Here is an 18,000-nt window from a genome sequence, read left to right as displayed (position 1 = left end):
CGGTGCCACGGACGGCGCGGACCCCGCCTGCGACGACCTCCCCCGAAAGGCACCCTCCGTGGCCTCCAAGCGACTGCTCCAGCTGGGCGTGCCGGCCGGCATCGTGCTCATCGTCGTGATGCTGGTCGTGCCGCTGCCGCCGGTGGTGCTCGACATGCTGATCGCGCTCAACATCACCAGCGCGCTGCTCGTGCTCCTCGTGGCGATGTTCGTGCACAAGCCGCTGGAGTTCGCCGCCTTCCCGGCCGTCGTGCTCGTCCTGACGCTCTTCCGGCTCGCCCTCAACGTCAGCGCCACCCGCCTCGTGCTGCTCGACGGCTACGCCGGCAAGGTCATCGACACCTTCGGCCACTTCGTCGTCGGCGGGTCGTTGATCGTGGGACTCATCGTCTTCGCGATCCTGCTGGTCATCCAGTTCGTCGTCATCACCAAGGGTGCCGAGCGGGTGGCCGAGGTGGGCGCCCGCTTCACCCTCGACGCCATGCCGGGCAAGCAGATGGCGATCGACGCGGACCTCAACTCCGGCCTCATCGACGAGGACGAGGCGCGCCGCCGCCGCCACGAGGTGCACGCAGAGGCCGACTTCTACGGCTCGATGGACGGAGCGTCGAAGTTCGTCAAGGGCGACGCCATCGCCGCCATCGTGATCACCCTCGTCAACCTCCTCGGCGGCTTCGCGGTCGGGATGGCGCAGAAGGGCATGTCCTTCGGGGACGCGATCACGACCTACAGCCTGCTCTCGGTCGGCGACGGGCTGGTCTCGCAGATCCCCGCGCTGCTGCTCTCGACCGCCACCGGCCTCATCGTCACCCGCAACGTCGGCGACTCCGACATGGGGTCCGACATCCTGCGCCAGCTCACCAGCAACAAGCTCCCCCTGCAGATCGCCGGCTTCGCGGCCCTCGCCATCTGCCTCATCCCCGGACTGCCCAAGCTGCCCTTCATCGTCGCCGGCGGGATCATGCTGCTCGCCTCCACGAGGGTCGCGGCCCCGCCCGCCGCCGAGCCCGACGTGGTCTCGGCCGAGCAGGTGCTCGGGAACGCGCCCGACACCCCGGAGCTGCTCGCCGCCGAGATCCAGGTGGACCCGCTCGGGCTCGAGCTGTCGCCCGACATCATCGACCTCGTCGACGCGGCCAGCGGCGGCGACCTGCTCGACCGGGTCAAGGGCCTGCGGCGCAAGATCGCCGGTGAGCTCGGCATCATCGTGCCGCCGGTGCGCACCCGCGACAGCATCGACCTGCCGGCGAGCACCTACGCCATCCGGCTCTTCGGGATCGAGGTGGCGCGCGGGGAGGCGCCCCGCGGCACCGTGCTCGCCATCGGCGACAACCTGGCCGCCCTGCCCGGCCAGCCCACCCGCGAGCCCGTCTTCGGGCTGGACGCGTCCTGGATCCCCGCGGAGCTGCGGGTGCAGGCCGAGCTCAACGGGGCCACCGTCGTGGACCGGTCGTCGGTGATCACCACCCACCTCGCCGAGGTGGTCGGGCAGCATGCGGCGCGGCTGCTGGGACGCGAGGACGTGAAGACGTTGACCGACCTGGTCCGTCGCAGCCACCCGGTCGTGATCGAGGAGCTCACGCCCGCCCAGCTCAGCCTCGGGGAGGTGCAGCGCGTCCTGCAGGGCCTGCTCGCGGAGGGAGTGGCGATCCGCGACCTGGTCCGGATCTTCGAGGCCCTCTCCCTCAAGGCACAGGTCACCAAGGACCCGGACACGCTCGTCGAGGCCGCCCGTGCCGCCCTCGGCCCGGCCATCGCCGCCCCCCACCTTGCCGAGGGCGCCATCCACGTCATGAGCTTCGAGCCGATGCTCGAGCAGCGGATGCTCGAGGCGGTGCGACCGGGGGACCACGGTCCTGTCGTGTCCCTCGAACCCCTCACCGGACAGAGCGTGCTCGGTGAGCTCGCCGACCTGCGGACCGCCGCCGAGGAGCGCGGCCTGCGACCGGTCGTGGTGTGCGCGCCCCAGCTGCGGGCGGCCGTCCGTCGGATGGTCGCCCCGGCGCTGCCCAGCACGCCGGTGCTCTCCTACACCGAGCTCGTCGGTGCCGGCCAGGTGCGCTCGGTCGGCACCGTCACGGGCGACCGCCTGGCGGTGACGGCATGAGGCCTGTCTCCGGGCCGACCCTCGTGGTCGCCGCGCTCCTCACCTCGCCCGCCCTGGTGGACGCGGCGAACGGCGCGCTGCCGCTGGACGTGGCACTCACCCGCTACCTGCTCGTCGTCGGGCTCTGCTGGGCGCTGCTCTCGGCCGCCGCGGAGTGGCTCTGGGCCGAGCCCGACCCGGTGCCGACGAGCGAGCCGTCGCCCGGGCCCGTGCCCGACGCCGGCGCCCTGGCGGTCGACGCCGACACCGACGGGCACTGACCCGGCCTGCTCAGCTCGGCTGCGGAGGGGCCGGGTCTGCCCCGTCCACCGTGGCCTCGTCGTCCTCGTCGCGATGGGCGGCCGTCTCCGGGTCGGGGTCGACGTGCGCCGGGGCCTCGGGCTCGAACGGGTCCGAGGGCTGCGGGGTCCCCGCCTCGCCGGGCATGTCGGGCTGGGCGTCGTCCTGGGTCATGGCGTACGTCCTCTCTGCTGACACTCGCGGTCGCGATCCCGTACCCGGCGCCCCGAGCGCCCATGCGCCGGTCCGGACCTGCTGTCGCGCGCGTCCGGTTGGCCCCACAATGACGCCGTGACGACCACGCTGCCGACCCGCTCGGCGTTCGACGAGCCCGTCGACAACCCGCCGGCACGCTGGGTCGGCGCGCTGGTGCTCCTCAACCTCGGCGTGATGGCCGGGTGGTTCGGGCCGATCCAGGTGCTGCTCGCGCAGCAGGCCGAGCGGGTCGCCGCCGCCGAGCCCGGCGGCATGGGCAAGGAGGCGCTGCTCGCCGTCGTCCTCTTCAGCGGGGCAGCCGTGTCGCTGGTCGCCAACCCCGTGTGGGGCGCCTTCAGCGACCGGACGCGCTCGCGGCTGGGCCGCCGCATGCCGTGGGTGCTCGGCGGGGTCGTGCTCGGCGCGGTGTCGCTCCTGCTGCTGTCCGCAGCCGAGGGCGCCGCGACGATGGTGATCGCCTGGAGCCTGGTGCAGCTCGCGCTCAACGCCGCGTGGGCCGGGGGCGTCGCGGCGGTGCCCGACCAGGTGCCGGTCGAGCGCCGCGGACTGATCGGCGGACTCGTCGCGATCGCCGGCACCGTCGGCGTGCTCCTCGGCATCAAGATCGCGGAGGTCACCGGCTCGATCGCCCAGGGCTACCTCACGATCGCGGTCGTGATGCTGCTGCTCTCGGTGCCGTACCTCCTCGGCTCCCGTGACATCGCCCTCCCGGCCGACCACCCGCTCGAGCCGATGGACTGGAGGCGGCTGGTCCGCTCGTTCTGGGTCTCGCCGCGCGAGCACCCCGACTTCGCGTGGGCGTGGCTGACGCGGCTGCTGGTCAACCTCGGCAACTGGATCGCGCTCAACTACCTCTACTACTTCCTCACCGACGGCCTCGGGTTCGGCGGCGACGACGCCACCGCGAAGCTCGGCACGCTCGTGCTGATCTACGGCGTCTGCACCGTCGCCACCACCGTCGTCGTCGGCCACTGGAGCGACCGCGTGGGGCGCCGCAAGGTCTTCGTGATCTGGTCCGGCGTGCTCATCGGGGCGAGCTCGCTCGTGCTCGCCCTGTGGCAGGACTGGCCCGGTGCCCTGCTGGCAGCCGTCGTGCTGGGCGCCGGCTTCGGCGTCTACCAGGCCGTCGACTTCGCGCTCATCACCCAGGTGCTGCCCGGCGCCGGTGACCGGGCCAAGGACCTGGGTGTCATCAACATTGCGTCCGCGCTCCCGCAGGTGCTGGCGCCGGCGATCGCCGGCCTCATCCTCGTCGTCGTACGCCAGCTCGGCGGCCCCGTCGCCACGCACGGCGAGGGCTGGTCGCTCGGCTACGGGATCGTCTACCTCGTCGGGTTCGCCCTCTGCGTCCTCGGCTCGGTCTTCGTCACCCGCATCCGGTCGGTCGCCTGACGCCGTCGAGCGGTGGGTGAGACATCTTTTCGGGCCGCAGAACGTGTCTCACTCACCGCTCGGGGCGTCGTACTCCGCGTCGTGGGTCCGGGCGCCGGGCGCCTGCTCGTCGAGCGACTGGCGGTACGCCACGCAGCCGCGCATGAACCTCGGCCAGGGCGGGACGGCGATGTCCGGTTCGACCCGCTCCGGCAGGGTCGCCCACAGGTCGGGGTGGTGCCAGCAGAGGTCGTGGCCGGAGCTGTCGCGGTGCGCGCGCACGGCCGCGCGGAGGCGTAGCACCTCCGACACGAGCTGGTCGCGCGTCATCGAGTCGAGGTCGTCGTCCATCCGTCCAGTGTGCGCCGCGGACGCACCACCCGGTGGGTCAGTGGCTGATGGTCATCGCGAGCCCGACGAGGTGCTCGAGGCGGGCGAGCTCGGAGTCGAGGAACTCCGGACCGCCGCGGCGGCCCATCAGCACGAGGTCGTCACCGAAGGGCGCGGCGCACTCGACGTAGACCTCGTCTCCCGGCAGGCGGGTCGGTGTGGGGACGCGCTCGATGTCGTACGCCGACGGCGCGGCGTCGGTGGCGTGGACGACCGTCGCGCCGACCCCGTCGGCGCCGGGCGTGACGCGGGCGGCCCAGTCGACCCGGAAGGCGACAGGCAGCAGGTCGACCAGGCGGTCGCGCGCGGAGGCCGGGTCCTCGGTGAGCGCCTCGACGACCTCGAGGTCGAGGAACAGGTTGCCGCCTGCGGCGTAGCGGTTGATCCACAGCACGCTGACGCCGTCGAGCACGCTGCAGGCCGAGACGACGGAGTCGGGCATCGTGCCGTGCGCCATCTCGAGGAGCACGTCGTCGACGGCGAAGCCGTCCCGCTTCTCGACGATCTCGATGGCCTCGATGTCGCCCCCGGCCTCACCGATCGCGCTCGCGACGCGACCCAGCGACCCGGGGACGTCCGGGAGCTCCACGCGCATCAGGTAGGGCATGCGAGGAGGCTAGCGGGGATCTGTGTCGGCGGCGTTTCGGCTGCGCGTCGGCGGGACGGTGCCGGCACCGGGCCGAGGAGCCCCTGCCAGGCGTACGGCGAGCCCGCTCGCGCGCTGCGCACGACGGGCGATCGCCGCCCGGACGGCCGCCTCGGACCCCACGACCCGCACCTGCGACCGCGCTCGCGTGACGGCGGTGTAGAAGAGCTCGCGCGAGAGCAGCCGGGAGTCCTCGTCGGGCAGCAGCACGGTGACGACGTCGGCCTGCGAGCCCTGCGACTTGTGGATCGTCATCGCGTGCATCGTCTCGACGTCGCCGAGCCGCGAGGGGGCGAGGTCGCGCGGGCCGTCGCTGGCGGCGATGACCGCGCGCGGCCCGGCCGGCGTCAGCACGACCACGCCGCTGTCGCCGTTGTAGACGCCGAGCTGGTGGTCGTTGGCGGTGACCAGCAGCGGCCGGCCGACGTAGGCGCGATCGAAGAGGGGGTCGCCGGTGACGGAGGTGAGCCAGTGCTCGATGCGACGGTTCCAGTGGCGCACGCCGAAGGGTCCGTCGCGGTGGGCGCAGAGCAGGCGGTGGCGGTCAAGGGCCGCGAGCGCGCCGGCGACGTCGCCGCGCTCGGCGGCGTCACGGACGGCGAGGGCCGCGTCGAGGGCGGTCGTGCGGATGCGGGAGGCGGGGTCGGCCTCGTCGACCCACTCCACCTCGGCGTGGCCCGCCGAGAGGACCGCCATGGCGCCGTCGGCGTCACCGGTGCGCAACGCCTCGGCGAGTGCGCGGATCTCCGGCCCGAAGCGGTGGGTGGACTGCAGGGCTGCGACCGGCGAGTCGGCACGGCCCTGGAAGCCGCGGACCACGTCGCTCAGCACGGCACCGGCCTCGACCGACGACAGCTGGTGGGGGTCACCGACGAGCACGAGCCGCGCGTCGGGGCGCACCGCCTCCAGCAGGCGGGCCATCTGGGTCAGCGACACCATCGACGACTCGTCGACGACGACCACGTCGTGCGGGAGCCGGTTGCCGCGGTGGTGGCGGAAGCGGGTGGAGTTGCCGGGGTCGGGACGCAGCAGCCGGTGGAGCGTCGAGGCGGTGACCCCGGCGAGGCGGACGCGGTCGGCCTCCTCGAACGCCTCCGCCTCCTGGTGCACCGCCTGCTGCAGGCGGGCGGCCGCCTTGCCGGTCGGGGCGGCCAGCGCGATCCGGAGCCCGGCCGGGTGCTGGTCGAGCAGGCCGACGAGGAGGGAGGCGACGGCGGTGGTCTTGCCGGTGCCCGGGCCGCCGGTGAGCACGGTCGTCCACTGGCCGGCCGCGGTGAGGCAGGCGGCGACCTGCTCGTCGTAGGACGGACGTGGTCGGCCGGCGGCGACGGCGGCCGCCTGCATGGCCGTGACCACGCGGTCGAGCGAGGACCGCACCAGGTCGGGGTCGTGGTCGGGCGCCGTGGCGGCCCGCGACAGCAGGTCGTCGACGACCTGGGTCTCCTGCTCGTGGTAGCGGTCGAGGTAGAGCAGGTCGTTGTCCCAGCGGACCAGGCCCGCCGCCACCAGGGGGCTGGCCGCGACGGCGGCCGACCATCCGTCGGGGTCGGGCCAGGGGAGGTCGGCCGGGTCGGCGACGGTCGCGAGGTCCACGCACACCGAGCCGCCGCGCACCGCGCGCACGGCCAGCGCGACCGCGAGCAGCACCCGCTCGTCGCTCTCCTGACCGAGCCGCCCGAGGGCGCTCGCGACGTGGACGTCGGCGCTCGTCAGCACCCCGGCCGAGTTGAAGGCGCCGAGCAGCCCGGTGGCGCCCAGCGCGAGGCGTGCGTCGGTGGCGTCGACGGGCTCGAAGAGATCGCTCATGGCGCGACTCCGTCCAGCAGGTCGGAGAGCGCGGTCACGAGGGCGACCGGAGGCTTCCACGAGAACACCCCGCACGGCCTGCCGTCGACGAGCGGGGTGGCGGGCCCGCACATGCCGCGCAGGTAGAGGTAGAGCACGCCGCCGAGGTGCTCGCCCGGGTCGTAGTCGGGCAGCCTCCAGCGCAGGTAGCGGTGGAGCACGACGGTGTAGAGGAGCGCCTGGAGCGGGTAGTCGGAGTGGCCCATCGCCTCGTCGAGGACGGCGGGCCGGTAGTCCCACGCCGTCGCCGGCGCGGTGCGGTCGCCGAGCCAGTTGGTCTTGTAGTCGATGGTGAGGTAGCGGGTGCGGCCGTCGACGGTCACCCGGACCACGACGTCGATCGACCCCGTGAGGTAGCCGAGCAGGCGCTGGGCGGCGAGGGCGGGGTCGCCCTCGAGGGTGGCGGCGAAGGCCAGCAGCGGGTCACCGGCGGGCAGGTGGGCGCGGAGCAGCGGAGCGAGGTCGCCGAGCACGACGGAGGCCGCGTCGCGCGCCGCCGCCAGGTCGCCGCCGGCCAGCGGGACCTCGAAGTCCAGCTCCCGCAGCCGGTCGGGGACGTGGATGTCGCGCAGGGTGAGCCCGCCCGCGAGCGGCCCGAGCGGGGAGTCGCAGACCGCGACGAGGGCGTCGGCCAGCTCCTCGGCGTCGACCTCGACCGCCCACCAGGCGCGGTGCTCCTCGACCTGCGCGAGCAGCTCGGCGCGCAGGTCGGGAACGGCCGGGTCGGCGTGCTCGAGGACCTCGTGGACCAGCGAGCCGAACTCGGCGCCCACCGGCAGGTCGGCCATCGGCGAGGGCACCGCCGACAGCTCGAGGTCGGGGTCGGGCGCCGGAGCGTCGTCGAGCGGCTCGAGGTCGGTGTCGTCGAGGTCGGGCGCGTCGTCGGGTTCGGAGAGCACCCGGTCGGGTGCGCCGGCGTGGGGTGCGCCGGCGGCGGCGAGCGCGGAGTAGGAGGTGCGGCGCCAGTCGGTGTCGACCTCGCGGTCGAAGGTCCGCACGGCCAGGGGCGGCAGGTCGCGCCGGATGGGTGTGGTGTCGACCGGCGCGAGCGCCGCCACCTCGGGCTGCGGCCCGCCGGACGCCTTCCAGCGGCCCAGGATGTCGACGAGCTCGTCGTCCCCGACCACCGGCTGCTCGTCGTTGACGCGCGCGCGCCCCGGCGCACGGCCGAACAGCATGCGGTGGAGCGGGGCGCTGGCGGTGTTGTTGGCGGTCGGGCAGTACCACGCGACGACCTGCGACTGGGCCCGGGTGAGCGCGACGTAGAGCAGCCGCAGCGACTCGCCGGCGTCCTCGTGGCGGCTCGCGGCGACGGCGGCGTCGCGCCACCGGCTCGGGCCTCCCACGTCGCGGCAGCGCTCGCCGTCGGCGTCGTGGAAGAGCGGGACGTCGTCGTCGCGCACCCACCGGTCCCACAGGGTGGGGAGGTAGACGACGGGGTACTCCAGTCCCTTGCTGCCGTGGATCGTCACCAGCTGCACCGCGGCGGCGTCGGAGTCGAGCCGGCGGGTGCGCTCCGAGGCCACCTCGATCTTGTCGTCGGCCACCTGGGTGCGGAGCCAGCCGAGCAGGCCGACGACGCCGAAGCGCTCGCTCACCGTCACCTTGTGCAGCGCCTCGCCGACGTGGCGGAGGTCGGTCAGCGTGCGCTCGCCGCCGACCCGGCCGAGCACCCGGGCGGTGAGCCCGTCGAGCACGGCGCTCTCCAGCACCGCCGCGACCCCGCGGGCGGCGAAGACGTCGGCGAGGCGGCGTACGTGCTCGCTCAGGTCGTCGGTCGGGTCGGGCTCGGCCTGGAGGTCCTCGGCGGTGCGTCCGAAGAAGTCGGTCAGCGCGGCCGCGCGCACCCGGTCGGCGCGGTGGGGCTGCTCGAGGGCCTCGAGCAGGGTGAGCCACTGGGTGGCCGCTGCGGTCTTGAAGACGGACCCGCCGGCATTGAGCACGGCCGGCACGCCGACGGCGGCGAGGGCCTCCTGCGCGGCGAGCAGGTCGGCCCGGCGTGCGGCGAGCACCGCGACGTCGCGGGGCTCGACCGGGCGCGCCTCGTCGCCAGTCCCGACGGTCGCGCCGGTGGTCAGCAGGCGCTTGACGTCGGCGGCGAGGTCGGTGAGGACGTGCTCGCGCCAGTCGGCGATGCGCGGTCGACGACGGCCGAGCTCCTCGTGTCGCACCACCCGCAGCCGGAACGGCGCGCCGGCTCCGTGGAGCCGGGACGCGGAGTGGTGGGCGCTCACCGGGTGGACGGCGATGCGCTCGTCGCCGAGGGCGGCACCCTCGACCAGCACCTGCAGGGAGTCGAGCAGCGGCTGGTCGGCGCGCCAGTTGACGCCGAGCGTCTGCCGGGTCGTCGCCTGCTCGGCCGCCTCGAGGTAGGTGACGATGTCGCCGCCGCGGAAGGCGTAGATCGCCTGCTTGGGGTCGCCGATGAGGACCAGGGTCGCGACGCCGTGGAAGGCGCGCTCGAAGACCTGCCACTGGACCGGGTCGGTGTCCTGGAACTCGTCGATGAGCGCGACCTTCCACCGCTGGCGCATCCGGGTGCGGGCGGGGGCGTCGTCGTCGGCGAGCGCGTCCGCGAGCTGGCCGAGCAGGTCGTCGTAGGAGAGCACGCCGAGCCGCCTCTTGCGCCTGTCGATCTCGTCGAGCACGCCGCACGCGAACCGGACCCGGGCGGCGGCCTGGCCGTCGGGGTCCTCGGCGAGGGCCTCCTGCGGCGCCACCCGCGCACGCGGGTCGCCGACGACCGCGCGGGCGATGCCGAGGGCGTCCTCTCGGCTCCACGCGGCCTGCTGCTCGCGGGCGAAGAGGTGGAGGTAGCGGTCGTCGGTGACCTCGGTGGTCAGCTGCTCGAGGTCCTCGACCAGGACGGCGCCGGTGTCGGTGTCGCCGGCGACACCCAGGCTGCGCAGGACGAGCTGGCAGAACTGGTGGATGGTCGCGATCGTGGCGGCGTCGAACGACGTGAGCGCATCGGTGAGCCGACCGAGTCGGACGGCTCGCTCGGCCTCGTCGGCGTCGAGGAGCCAGTCGTGCAGGCGGTTGGCGGGGTCGGCGGCGGCGGGGTCGGCCAGCACGGCCGCGGCGTCGTCGAGCTGGCGGCGGACGCGGTCGCGCAGCTCCTGGCTGGCCGCGCGGGTGAAGGTGACGACGAGCATCTCTTCCAGCGTGGCGACGCCCTCGACGAGGTAGCGCGTCACGAGCGCGGCGATGGTCCAGGTCTTGCCGGTGCCGGCACTCGCCTCCAGCAGGGTCGTCCCTGTGGGCAGCGGACCGCAGATGTCGAAGGTGTCCATGCCGGGCGCGGGGGTGGGCCGGTCGGCGGGCAGGTGGATGGGCAGGTCGGTCACGTCAGATCCCCCGGACCAGCTCGGTGGCGAGCAGCGGCGACCAGACGCGCAGCGCGTAGTGGCCCAGGCGGTGGGGCGCCGGTCCGTCCTCGTCGGCCAGCAGCGGCGCGGCGAGCAGGTCGTAGGGGGCCTGCTCGCCCCACGCGCGGACGTGCCACTGGTCGGCGTCCTCCTTGGGGAAGCCGGACTCGTTGAAGCGCGGCGTGACCCACTCGGCGCGAGCCTTCGCGTCGGGGTCGGCGTGCCCCTGCACCCCGATCCGGAACTCCTCGGCGAACGCCAGGCTGGTTTTCACCGGCATCGGCAGCGGCTCGCGCTGGCCGCGCTCCATCACGTCGACCAGCTGGCGCAGGTGGGTGCGGGCGTCGTCGTCGGGCATCGGCGAGATGAGCGCGCGCCGACCGGCAGACCGTCCCCAACGACCGATGGTGTGGGCGGTCCAGTTCTCGTCCGGGTGCCCGGCGGCGAGCGCGAGCGCGTCGAGCCACGCGGCCAGCCGGTGCTTGGCCCCCAGGCTGGAGTAGCTCACCGAGACGAGGTTGTTGCGGAAGACGCTGCCGACCGTGCCGGTCAGCCGGCGGTCGCCGAGGTCGATGTCGACGTCGAGGGTGCGGGCGGGACCGGCGCGCAGGGGGACCGCGGCCTCGACGAGCGGGCGCACGCGCTGCACGATCTCGGTGAGCATGGCGGACCCGAGGTCCTCGGGAGGCAGCAGCCCGCGCAGCTGCTCGGCGACCATCGCCGCCTGCGGGTCGCCCCCGCTGAGCACGTCGCGCACGAGCCGGTCGCCGACGTCCCACTTCTCGAGCCCGTCGAGGGTGATCGGGATGGCGTCCTTGGTCTCGTCGACGTCGTAGGGGGTGGTGACCCGCAGCTGCTGGCGCAGGAAGCCGCGCACGGGGTGGGCGTAGAAGTCGTGCAGGTCGGCGAGCGTCACCTCGTGCGCGGGCTCCGTCGGCGGGAGGGGGCCGGGGACGAGCGCCCGTGGGGCGGGCTCCGGGGCCCGCGCGGCGCGGGCGCCGGCGAGCGCGGTGCGGTCGAAGGAGAACGGCCGGTCGAGGGCGCCGACGAGTGCTCCGGCGGTCAGGTTGGCCTCGTCGAAGGGCTGGAGCGGGTGGTGCACCAGCACGTCGTCGCGCACCGGAGCACTGCTGGTGCGGTCGAGCGCGTCGAGGAGCTCGCCCAGCGGGACGGCGGGCGGCTTGTCGTCGTTGGTGTGCTCGCCCCGTCCGGCGTAGGTGACGACGAGCGTCTCGGTGGCGGCGCCGATCGCGTCGAGGAGCAGCTGCCGGTCCTCTGAGCGGATGTCGCGCTCACCGGTCATCGGCCGCCTGGCCAGGACGTCGTCGCCGTCGACCGCCTCGAGGCGTGGGAAGACGCCGTCGTCGAGCCCGACGAGGCACACCACGCGGTGGGGCACCGAGCGCATCGGCACCATCGTGCAGACGGTGAGCGTGCCGGTGCGGAAGTTGCTCCGGGTCGGGCGTCCGCGGAGCCGGTGGCGCAGCAGGGCGCGTACGTCGGCGTGGCGCAGGCGGGTCTCGTGGTCGCCGACCCCCGCCGAGATGCGGGCCAGCTCGCGGTCGAACTGCGCGACGCGCCACGCGTCGTCGGTCCCGCTGAGCGTGAGCCCGTGCACCGCCCGACCGAGGGCCGCCGTCCAGTCGGCGACCGACGCCGCCGACGCCGCCGCCCTCACGAAGGAGTGGAGGCGGTCGACCATCTCGGCGAAGCTGCCGACGAGCTCGAGGTGGCCGTCGCCGACGTCGTCGAGGGGGAGCGTGCCACGCACGAACCGGTGTCCCTCGCCGGACATCGCGGCACCCAGGAGCACGCGCTGCAGGCCGGAGAGCCAGGTGTTGGCGTCGAGGTCGAGGCCGAAGGCGGCGCGGTGGTCGCGGTCGTAGCCCCAGCGGATGGCCGCCTGGTCGACCCATCGCGCCATCCGCTCGAGGTGGTCGTCGGTGAAGCCGAAGCGGGCCCGCACCGGCTCGGTCCCCGCGAGGTCGAGGACGGACGTCGCCGTCATCCGGCCCGCCGCCAGCTCGACGAGGTCGGCGGCGACCCCGAGGAGGGGGTTGGTCGCGCTCGGCGACCGGTCGGCGAGTCGGACGCGGAGCCGGTGGGCCGGATGTCCGACGTCCTCACGGGCCACGTCGGCGAGGCCGAAGCCGGCGGAGATGAGCGGCGCGTAGGTCTCGATGTCGGGGCACATCACCAGGATGTCGCGCGGCTCGAGCGTCGGGTCGTCCTCGAGGAGCCCGACCAGGACCTCCCGCAGCACGTCGACCTGGCGCGCGGTCCCGTGACACGCGTGCACCTGGATCGAGAGGTCGCCGCGCTCGCGAGCCCGGGTCGCGAGCTCGCCCGGCGGGGGCACCCGGTTGGCGCGCAGGTCGGCCTGGAGCCAGCCCAGCAGGGTGGACGGGTCTGCGTGGCCCGCGGGGTGCTGCTCGACGGGCAGCTCACCGAGCGTGCGCCGGAGCTCGCGCGAGTCACGGCCGAGGGAGGCGAGGAGTGGGTGGCCGACCAGCTCGGCGGACCGGTCGTCGGCGCGCGGCACCGGCCCCGTCGCCGCCATCGGCGCCAGGGCCTCCCAGAGCGTGGGGGAGGGCTGCGGCAGCCACAGGTGGACGTCACGGTGCTCGCCGAGGGCGCGCAGCAGCTCGACCTCGGTCACCGGCAGGCGGGTGTGGCCGAAGAGGGAGAGCCGGCCGGGCAGGTCGAGGCCGTCGGCCCCGTCGCGCAGCTGCGCCAGCGTCGCGGCATGGCGCAGGTCGGGCTCGGGCGCATCGACGCGGGCGACGAGCCGGCGCCAGAGCTCGGCCTGCCAGCGCAGGTCGGGGTCGAGCAGACCGCCGGCACCGTCGGTGTCGTCGCCGGCCCGCCAGTCGCGGACCAGCTGGGGGCGCTGGACGGCGTAGGAGGAGAAGAGGCCCGCCAGTCGGCGGGCCACGGCGTAGCGCCTGGCCGAGCGGTCGTCGGCCGGGTCGCCGCCCCCGAGATGCCTCGTCAGGTCCTCGAACCCGGGCGCGCCCATGACCTCGTCGACGACCTCCAGCAGTGGCCACGCCAGCCGGTCGGGGCTCCACGGGTCCTCGGCGTCGCGGTCGAGCAGCATCGACACCAGCGAGTGGGGCGTCACGAAGTCGACGCCCGCGCACACGCCGTCGCCCCCGCGCGGTCCGACGCCGAGCCGGTGCGAGAGCCGCTGGGTCAGCCAGCGCTCGACGCCCCGCGCCGGCACGACGACGACCTCCCTCGCGAAGGGGTCGGCGAGCGGGGTGACCAGCAGGTCCGCGAGGCCGTCGGCGAGCGCGTCGGTGCGCTCGGCGGCGTGGAGGTGCAGGGTCACGGCGCCACCCTATGAGCGGCGACCGACACCCGCGCGGCAGGCGCGGTCAGCTGTGGACGGGACCGGTCAGCGAGCCAGGAGGTAGACGACCAGCATCAGCAGGACCGCCAGGATGATGCCGATGATCGCACCGGTCACCATGACGGGCCGACCGCTCTGCTTCGAGGGGTCGATCCGGTCGGGGTCGTGGGTCATGCTCCGCACGTACCCAACGACGGGCACCCCATGCGCCGCGACATGCGCCATGATCGGGGGGTGCGCAGCCTGGCCCTCGTCGCAGTGGCGCTGCTCGGCGCCCTCGCGCTCGCGGCCTGCGAGGAGGAAGCGTCCCCGCCCGAGCGCCTCGAGATGACGTGGGTCGAGCACCCGTTGCCCCCGCACCCCGGCGCGCCCGGTCGTACGGTCGTGCGCGACGCCGTGGAGTGCGGCGAGGGCTGGTGGGTCGCCGGGGCGGTGTTCCTCGACAGGCCGACCGAGACCCGCGACACCCGGCCGGCGCTGTGGTTCTCCTCAGACCGGGAGCGCTGGGAGCCGGTGCCGATCGACGCGCACACCTACTGGGGACGCCGGGCGATCCTCAACTCGATCGCCTGCTCACGTGACCGGATCGCCGTGGTTGGCGCCCGGTCCGGCGGGGCGCACGGCAACCCGCGGGTCACGACCTTCTGGCTGGACGGCGACACCCTGGTCGACGTCCGCACGGTGTTCACGCAGTACGGCGGCGTCAGCGCGACCAACGTCGGCCCGGTCGCCGGCGGCCCGACGGGCTGGCTGATCACCGGCAACCGGACCTCGGGGCCGGGGGTGTGGTTCACCGACGACCCGCGCGAGTTCACCCTGGTCGAGGCGGAGCCCGGCCTGACCGACGACGGCGACCTGGAGTCGCTGGCGCAGGGCGCGGGCTGGACCGGGGAGGAGTGGCTCGTGGTCGGCGGCGGCGCGCGCACGGGCCGGCACCTCGAGCCCGACCCGCTCGCCTGGACCTCCCCCGACGGGCTGTCCTGGAAGCCCGAGGAGATGCCGGCGGCCGACGGGGCGCAGGACGCGCACCGCGTGACGCGGCTCGACGACGGGCGGGTGCTGGTCGTGGGCCGCAGCGACGGCGCGTACGCCTCCTGGGTGCGCGACGACGAGGACTGGCAGGAGCCGGTGACGTTCGGCCGGATCGCGGACTCGTGGCGGGGAGCGCCGTACGTCGCCTCGCTGGCCACCACGTCGCTCGGCACGCTGGCGAGCGTGAGCACCGGCGACCACTACGAGCTGTGGCGCACGGAGGACGGCCGCGACTGGCAACAGGTGGACGTGCCTCTCGAACCGCAGACCGCCGGCGACCACGCACTGATGGTGGCCGCCGGCGGCGAGGTGCTGGTCGTCGCCGATGCGGGCGACGGCGGGCACGTGTGGGCAGGGTCGCCCGTCAGCTCTTGAAGGCGTCCTTGATCTTCTCGCCGGCCTGCTTGATGTTGGCGCCGGCCTGGTCGCCCCGGCCCTCGGCCTCGAGCTGCTCGTCGTCGGTCGCCTTGCCGGTGGCTTCCTTGGCCTTGCCCTTGAGCTCGTCGGTCTTGTTGTCGAACTTGTCGTCCAGACCCATCGTCGTTCCTCCTGTGGTGAGGGGTGGTGTGAGGTCGGTGCGGACCAGGTGGTCCCGGCTTCCAACCTGCCACGGGGGTGGTGGCACACCACACCCGTGCGGGTGGACCGGGCCGGGGGTGTGCGCCGGCCCACCCGGCGGCCGTCAGCCGCGATCGTGGAAGGGAAGGGACGATCGCGGCGACGCAGGGGAGGCGTCGTCACCGGCGTCGAGCTCGGGGTGCGCGCGCTCAGGGGGCGGGGTGTGCTCGATCTCGTCCGCCCGCTGCGCGTCCATCCGCCAGATGACGGCGCACCCGACGATCGCGACCAGGATGGCGGCGGTGCTGATGAGGATCACGCTGACCATGGGAGTCTCCTGACGTCCGGCGGTGGTGGTGCGACAGAACCTCTACACACATGTATAAGTTATCCGAGCAAGTGTGACAAGACCGGGCACCGGGATTTCCGAGGAGGCGCAGTGGCGGACGCGGTGGGGGGCACGGTCGCAGAGGGTTTCAGCATCGGCGTGCTGGCGGCGCGAGCCGGAGTGACGCCGGGGGTGCTGCGCACCTGGGAGAACCGGTTCGGCTTCCCACGCGGCCGGCGTTCGGCCTCGGGGCAGCGTCGCTTCGCCGACGCCGACGTGGCACTCGTGCGACAGGTGCTGGAGCTGCGCGACTCCGGCCTGCCCCTGCGGGTGGCGATCGACTCCGTGGTGCGGGCGCAGGAGGCGGGCGAGGAGCGGTCGGCGTTCGCCGCCGCTGAGGCCGTGGCCGGCGTACGCCCGCTCCGCCTCCACCGCCGCGCGCTGATCGCCGCCTCCCACGCCGTGGAGGACGAGTGCCTGGCGCGTGGCGACCGGTCGCTCGTGCTCGGGGCCTTCCAGCTCGGCCACCGGTACGCGTCCTCGCGCCACCGCTGGGAGGAACTCGGCCGCACGGCGTCGTGGGCCGCGGTCGTCGCCGACTTCGACCGGGACTCCGACCTCGCGCCCGACCTCGGGGCCGCACCGATCCGCTGCCAGCTGCCGGGCGACTCACCGCTGCGGCGGGAGTGGGCGGTGGTGTGCCTCGGGGAGTCGTACGCCGCCGTCGTGGCCGCGTGGGAGGTGCCGGCGGCGCAGGGTCCGCCGACCTACGAAGCCGTCATCAGCACCCATCGCGGTGCCGCGACGGCCGCGGGTCGCGTCCTCGCCGGCGTCGTGCGCGCGGCGGGCGGCGACGTACCCCCTGCGGCGGCGCGACTCCTCGACGCGACCGCTCCGGTGCCGGCGACGTCGGCGGTCGACGCCGACCGCACCTGGCTGCGGGCGCTCGCCGAGCTCGCCCCCCGCTGAGGAGGGGTGCCACGCGCGCGTCGGTGAGCGTCAATGGTTGCGGAGCGCGTCGATCAGCTCGTCCTTCGTCATCGACGAGCGTCCCTCGATGTCGAGCTCGGCCGCTCGCTCGCGCAGCTCGTCGACGGTGCGGTCCTCGTAGTCCTCGGCGTGGCCGCCGCGGCCGCCCACCTCCGAGCGGCCCTGGGCGGCCGATGCATTGGCGATGCGGGCCGCCTTCTCCTTGCTGGCGCCGTCGTCGCGCAGGGCCTCGTAGACCTCCGCGTCCTTCACCGACGGGCCCGGGTCCTTCTTCTTCTCGGCCATTCCTCCACGGTGCCACTTGCCTCCCCGGCTCCTGCTCACCCGTCAGGGGGTGGGCGCGGGCGGCGCCGCGAGTAGCGTCGCGATGATGGCCGAGAACGCACGCGACGAGACCCCGCAGGAGCGGGCGGACCGCAACTGGAACGAGCTGCTGCAGGAGCTCCGGGTGAGCCAGACGGGGGTCCAGGTCCTGGCCGGCTTCCTGGTCACGCTGCCCTTCCAGGAGCGCTTCGAGGACCTCGACGCGTTCCAGCGCGGGTGGTACGTCGGCCTGCTGGCACTGGCCTTCGCCACCGTCAGCGTGATGCTCGCTCCGGTGGCCATCCACCGGCGTGTGTTCCAGACCGACGCCAAGCCGGAGCTGGTGCAGGCCGGGCACCGGCTCACCATGGTGGCCCTCGCGATGATCGCCCTCCTCATGGGCGGCATCTTCTTCCTCGTCGTGGACATGGTCTTCGACCGGAAGGCCGCCGCGGCGGGGGCCCTCGGTGCCGTGGTCGTGCTCGCCGGCCTGCTGCTCGTGCTGCCGAAGCGGGTCGCCAGCACCAGCTGACGAGGTGGTGCGGGGCGTTGGCGGGCGTGCCTAGGTTGGGGACATGGCCAAGAAGACGAGAGGTTCCAGCAGCAGCACCCCGGTCACCAGCGACGCGGACGCGCCCCTGACGGTCCCGGGTCTCGACACCACGACGGGTCACGCCGTCGCCGACGCCCTGCAGATGCGGGTGCACGCCCTCAACGACCTCGCGCTGACGCTGAAGCACGCGCACTGGAACGTCGTGGGCCCGCACTTCATCGGTGTCCACGAGATGCTCGACCCGCAGATCGACGGGGTCCGCGGGATGGTCGACGTCCTCGCGGAGCGGATGTCGACCCTCGGCGTGCCACCCAACGGCCTCCCCGGCGCCTTGGTCGCGGCCCGCACCTGGGACGACTACGACCTCGCCCGCGCCGACACCGCCGCCCACCTGGCGGCCCTGGACCTCGTCTACAGCGGCGTGATCGAGGACCACCGCGCGGCGATCGAGGCGGTCGGCGACGACCCCGTCACCGAGGACGTCCTCATCGGCCAGACCGGCGAGCTCGAGCAGTACCAGTGGTTCGTCCGGGCCCACCTGCAGGGCACGAGCGGTGCGCTGGTGTCGACCGGTGCCGAGGACGAGGTCGGCGCGGCCCGGAAGGCTTCTCGCAGGCGGTCGTGAGGGATGGGTCCTCGTCGGGTTGAGACATTGATGT

General features: G+C 74.1%; 17 protein-coding genes. 7 read left to right on the top strand and 10 right to left on the bottom strand.

Going from position 1 to position 18,000, the window contains the following annotated elements; genetic code table 11:
- The first annotated feature begins 58 nt into the window (after positions 1 to 58).
- Entirely contained in the window at positions 59 to 2,107 is a 2,049-nt protein-coding gene (locus tag AC3A3L_RS07120; RefSeq protein WP_487639301.1) for a flagellar biosynthesis protein FlhA, read from the top strand.
- The gene (locus tag AC3A3L_RS07115; protein WP_487639300.1) at positions 2,104 to 2,367 is read left to right on the top strand and encodes a hypothetical protein; all 264 of its coding nucleotides are present in this window, start codon (positions 2,104 to 2,106) and stop codon (positions 2,365 to 2,367) included. Before AC3A3L_RS07120 ends, AC3A3L_RS07115 begins: the two co-directional genes overlap by 4 nt.
- 10 nt (positions 2,368 to 2,377) lie before the next feature.
- Here the strand turns inward: AC3A3L_RS07115 and AC3A3L_RS07110 are convergent, their stop codons facing one another.
- Positions 2,378 to 2,560 (bottom strand): hypothetical protein, encoded by a 183-nt coding sequence (locus AC3A3L_RS07110; RefSeq protein ID WP_487639299.1) that lies wholly within the window; start codon positions 2,558 to 2,560, stop codon positions 2,378 to 2,380.
- A gap of 117 nt (positions 2,561 to 2,677) precedes the next feature.
- Here AC3A3L_RS07110 and AC3A3L_RS07105 point away from each other — a divergent pair, with 117 nt between their 5' ends.
- Positions 2,678 to 3,994 carry an MFS transporter gene (locus tag AC3A3L_RS07105; RefSeq protein ID WP_487639298.1) on the top strand — a complete coding sequence of 439 codons (1,317 nt, stop codon included), beginning with the start codon at positions 2,678 to 2,680 and terminating at the stop codon, positions 3,992 to 3,994.
- A gap of 48 nt (positions 3,995 to 4,042) precedes the next feature.
- Here AC3A3L_RS07105 and AC3A3L_RS07100 read toward each other — a convergent pair whose 3' ends face one another.
- The 6 genes from AC3A3L_RS07100 to AC3A3L_RS07075 all read right to left on the bottom strand — a co-directional run bounded on the left by AC3A3L_RS07100 (position 4,043) and on the right by AC3A3L_RS07075 (position 13,751).
- Positions 4,043 to 4,324: a hypothetical protein gene (locus tag AC3A3L_RS07100; protein WP_487639297.1), complete on the bottom strand. Its 282-nt coding sequence runs from the start codon at positions 4,322 to 4,324 to the stop codon at positions 4,043 to 4,045.
- Between the two features lie 37 nt (positions 4,325 to 4,361).
- Complete coding sequence (locus AC3A3L_RS07095) at positions 4,362 to 4,970, bottom strand: ACT domain-containing protein (protein WP_487639296.1); 609 nt, start codon at positions 4,968 to 4,970, stop codon at positions 4,362 to 4,364.
- Between the two features lie 9 nt (positions 4,971 to 4,979).
- The gene (recD, locus tag AC3A3L_RS07090) at positions 4,980 to 6,815 is read right to left on the bottom strand and encodes an exodeoxyribonuclease V subunit alpha (protein ID WP_487639295.1); all 1,836 of its coding nucleotides are present in this window, start codon (positions 6,813 to 6,815) and stop codon (positions 4,980 to 4,982) included.
- Positions 6,812 to 10,201: a UvrD-helicase domain-containing protein gene (locus tag AC3A3L_RS07085; RefSeq protein WP_487639294.1), complete on the bottom strand. Its 3,390-nt coding sequence runs from the start codon at positions 10,199 to 10,201 to the stop codon at positions 6,812 to 6,814. Before AC3A3L_RS07085 ends, recD begins: the two co-directional genes overlap by 4 nt.
- A 1-nt stretch (position 10,202) precedes the next feature.
- A complete protein-coding gene (recC, locus tag AC3A3L_RS07080; protein ID WP_487639293.1) occupies positions 10,203 to 13,556 on the bottom strand; it encodes an exodeoxyribonuclease V subunit gamma in 3,354 nt (1,117 codons plus the stop codon).
- Positions 13,557 to 13,622: 66 nt separating this feature from the next.
- Positions 13,623 to 13,751, bottom strand: coding sequence for a hypothetical protein (locus AC3A3L_RS07075; protein ID WP_487639292.1), 129 nt, complete (start codon positions 13,749 to 13,751; stop codon positions 13,623 to 13,625).
- Between the two features lie 60 nt (positions 13,752 to 13,811).
- Here AC3A3L_RS07075 and AC3A3L_RS07070 point away from each other — a divergent pair, with 60 nt between their 5' ends.
- Positions 13,812 to 14,984 (top strand): hypothetical protein, encoded by a 1,173-nt coding sequence (locus AC3A3L_RS07070; protein WP_487639291.1) that lies wholly within the window; start codon positions 13,812 to 13,814, stop codon positions 14,982 to 14,984.
- Here the strand turns inward: AC3A3L_RS07070 and AC3A3L_RS07065 are convergent.
- Both AC3A3L_RS07065 and AC3A3L_RS07060 read right to left on the bottom strand, forming a co-directional pair.
- Positions 14,974 to 15,147 carry a CsbD family protein gene (locus tag AC3A3L_RS07065; RefSeq protein WP_268112925.1) on the bottom strand — a complete coding sequence of 58 codons (174 nt, stop codon included), beginning with the start codon at positions 15,145 to 15,147 and terminating at the stop codon, positions 14,974 to 14,976. The two genes, AC3A3L_RS07070 and AC3A3L_RS07065, sit on opposite strands and share 11 nt — an antisense overlap.
- Positions 15,148 to 15,291: 144 nt before the next feature.
- Positions 15,292 to 15,495, bottom strand: a complete 204-nt coding sequence (locus AC3A3L_RS07060; RefSeq protein ID WP_487639290.1) for a hypothetical protein — start codon at positions 15,493 to 15,495, stop codon at positions 15,292 to 15,294.
- Between the two features lie 111 nt (positions 15,496 to 15,606).
- Here AC3A3L_RS07060 and AC3A3L_RS07055 point away from each other — a divergent pair, with 111 nt between their 5' ends.
- On the top strand, positions 15,607 to 16,464 hold the full coding sequence (locus tag AC3A3L_RS07055; RefSeq protein ID WP_487639289.1) for a DICT sensory domain-containing protein: 858 nt from the start codon (positions 15,607 to 15,609) through the stop codon (positions 16,462 to 16,464).
- Between the two features lie 30 nt (positions 16,465 to 16,494).
- Here the strand turns inward: AC3A3L_RS07055 and AC3A3L_RS07050 are convergent, their stop codons facing one another.
- Positions 16,495 to 16,770: a DUF7218 family protein gene (locus AC3A3L_RS07050; RefSeq protein WP_487639288.1), complete on the bottom strand. Its 276-nt coding sequence runs from the start codon at positions 16,768 to 16,770 to the stop codon at positions 16,495 to 16,497.
- 85 nt (positions 16,771 to 16,855) lie between these two features.
- Between AC3A3L_RS07050 and AC3A3L_RS07045 the strand changes: the two genes are divergently transcribed.
- Positions 16,856 to 17,320, top strand: a complete 465-nt coding sequence (locus AC3A3L_RS07045; RefSeq protein WP_487639287.1) for a DUF6328 family protein — start codon at positions 16,856 to 16,858, stop codon at positions 17,318 to 17,320.
- A 43-nt stretch (positions 17,321 to 17,363) separates the two neighbouring features.
- Entirely contained in the window at positions 17,364 to 17,966 is a 603-nt protein-coding gene (locus AC3A3L_RS07040) for a Dps family protein (protein ID WP_487639286.1), read from the top strand.
- Positions 17,967 to 18,000 lie beyond the last annotated feature (34 nt).

The organism is Nocardioides sp. Soil_C_8 (assembly GCF_057656315.1).
This window is presented reverse-complemented; position numbering and strand designations above follow the sequence as displayed.

Coding starts and splice junctions, on each gene's coding strand:
- AC3A3L_RS07110 (WP_487639299.1), bottom strand. CDS start 2,560: ATGACCCAGGACGACGCCCAGCCCGACATGCCCGGCGAGGCGGGGACC.
- AC3A3L_RS07060 (WP_487639290.1), bottom strand. CDS start 15,495: ATGGTCAGCGTGATCCTCATCAGCACCGCCGCCATCCTGGTCGCGATC.
- AC3A3L_RS07045 (WP_487639287.1), top strand. CDS start 16,856: ATGGCCGAGAACGCACGCGACGAGACCCCGCAGGAGCGGGCGGACCGC.
- AC3A3L_RS07065 (WP_268112925.1), bottom strand. CDS start 15,147: ATGGGTCTGGACGACAAGTTCGACAACAAGACCGACGAGCTCAAGGGC.
- AC3A3L_RS07040 (WP_487639286.1), top strand. CDS start 17,364: ATGGCCAAGAAGACGAGAGGTTCCAGCAGCAGCACCCCGGTCACCAGC.
- AC3A3L_RS07100 (WP_487639297.1), bottom strand. CDS start 4,324: ATGGACGACGACCTCGACTCGATGACGCGCGACCAGCTCGTGTCGGAG.
- AC3A3L_RS07050 (WP_487639288.1), bottom strand. CDS start 16,770: ATGGCCGAGAAGAAGAAGGACCCGGGCCCGTCGGTGAAGGACGCGGAG.
- AC3A3L_RS07075 (WP_487639292.1), bottom strand. CDS start 13,751: ATGACCCACGACCCCGACCGGATCGACCCCTCGAAGCAGAGCGGTCGG.
- AC3A3L_RS07115 (WP_487639300.1), top strand. CDS start 2,104: ATGAGGCCTGTCTCCGGGCCGACCCTCGTGGTCGCCGCGCTCCTCACC.
- recD (WP_487639295.1), bottom strand. CDS start 6,815: ATGAGCGATCTCTTCGAGCCCGTCGACGCCACCGACGCACGCCTCGCG.
- AC3A3L_RS07095 (WP_487639296.1), bottom strand. CDS start 4,970: ATGCCCTACCTGATGCGCGTGGAGCTCCCGGACGTCCCCGGGTCGCTG.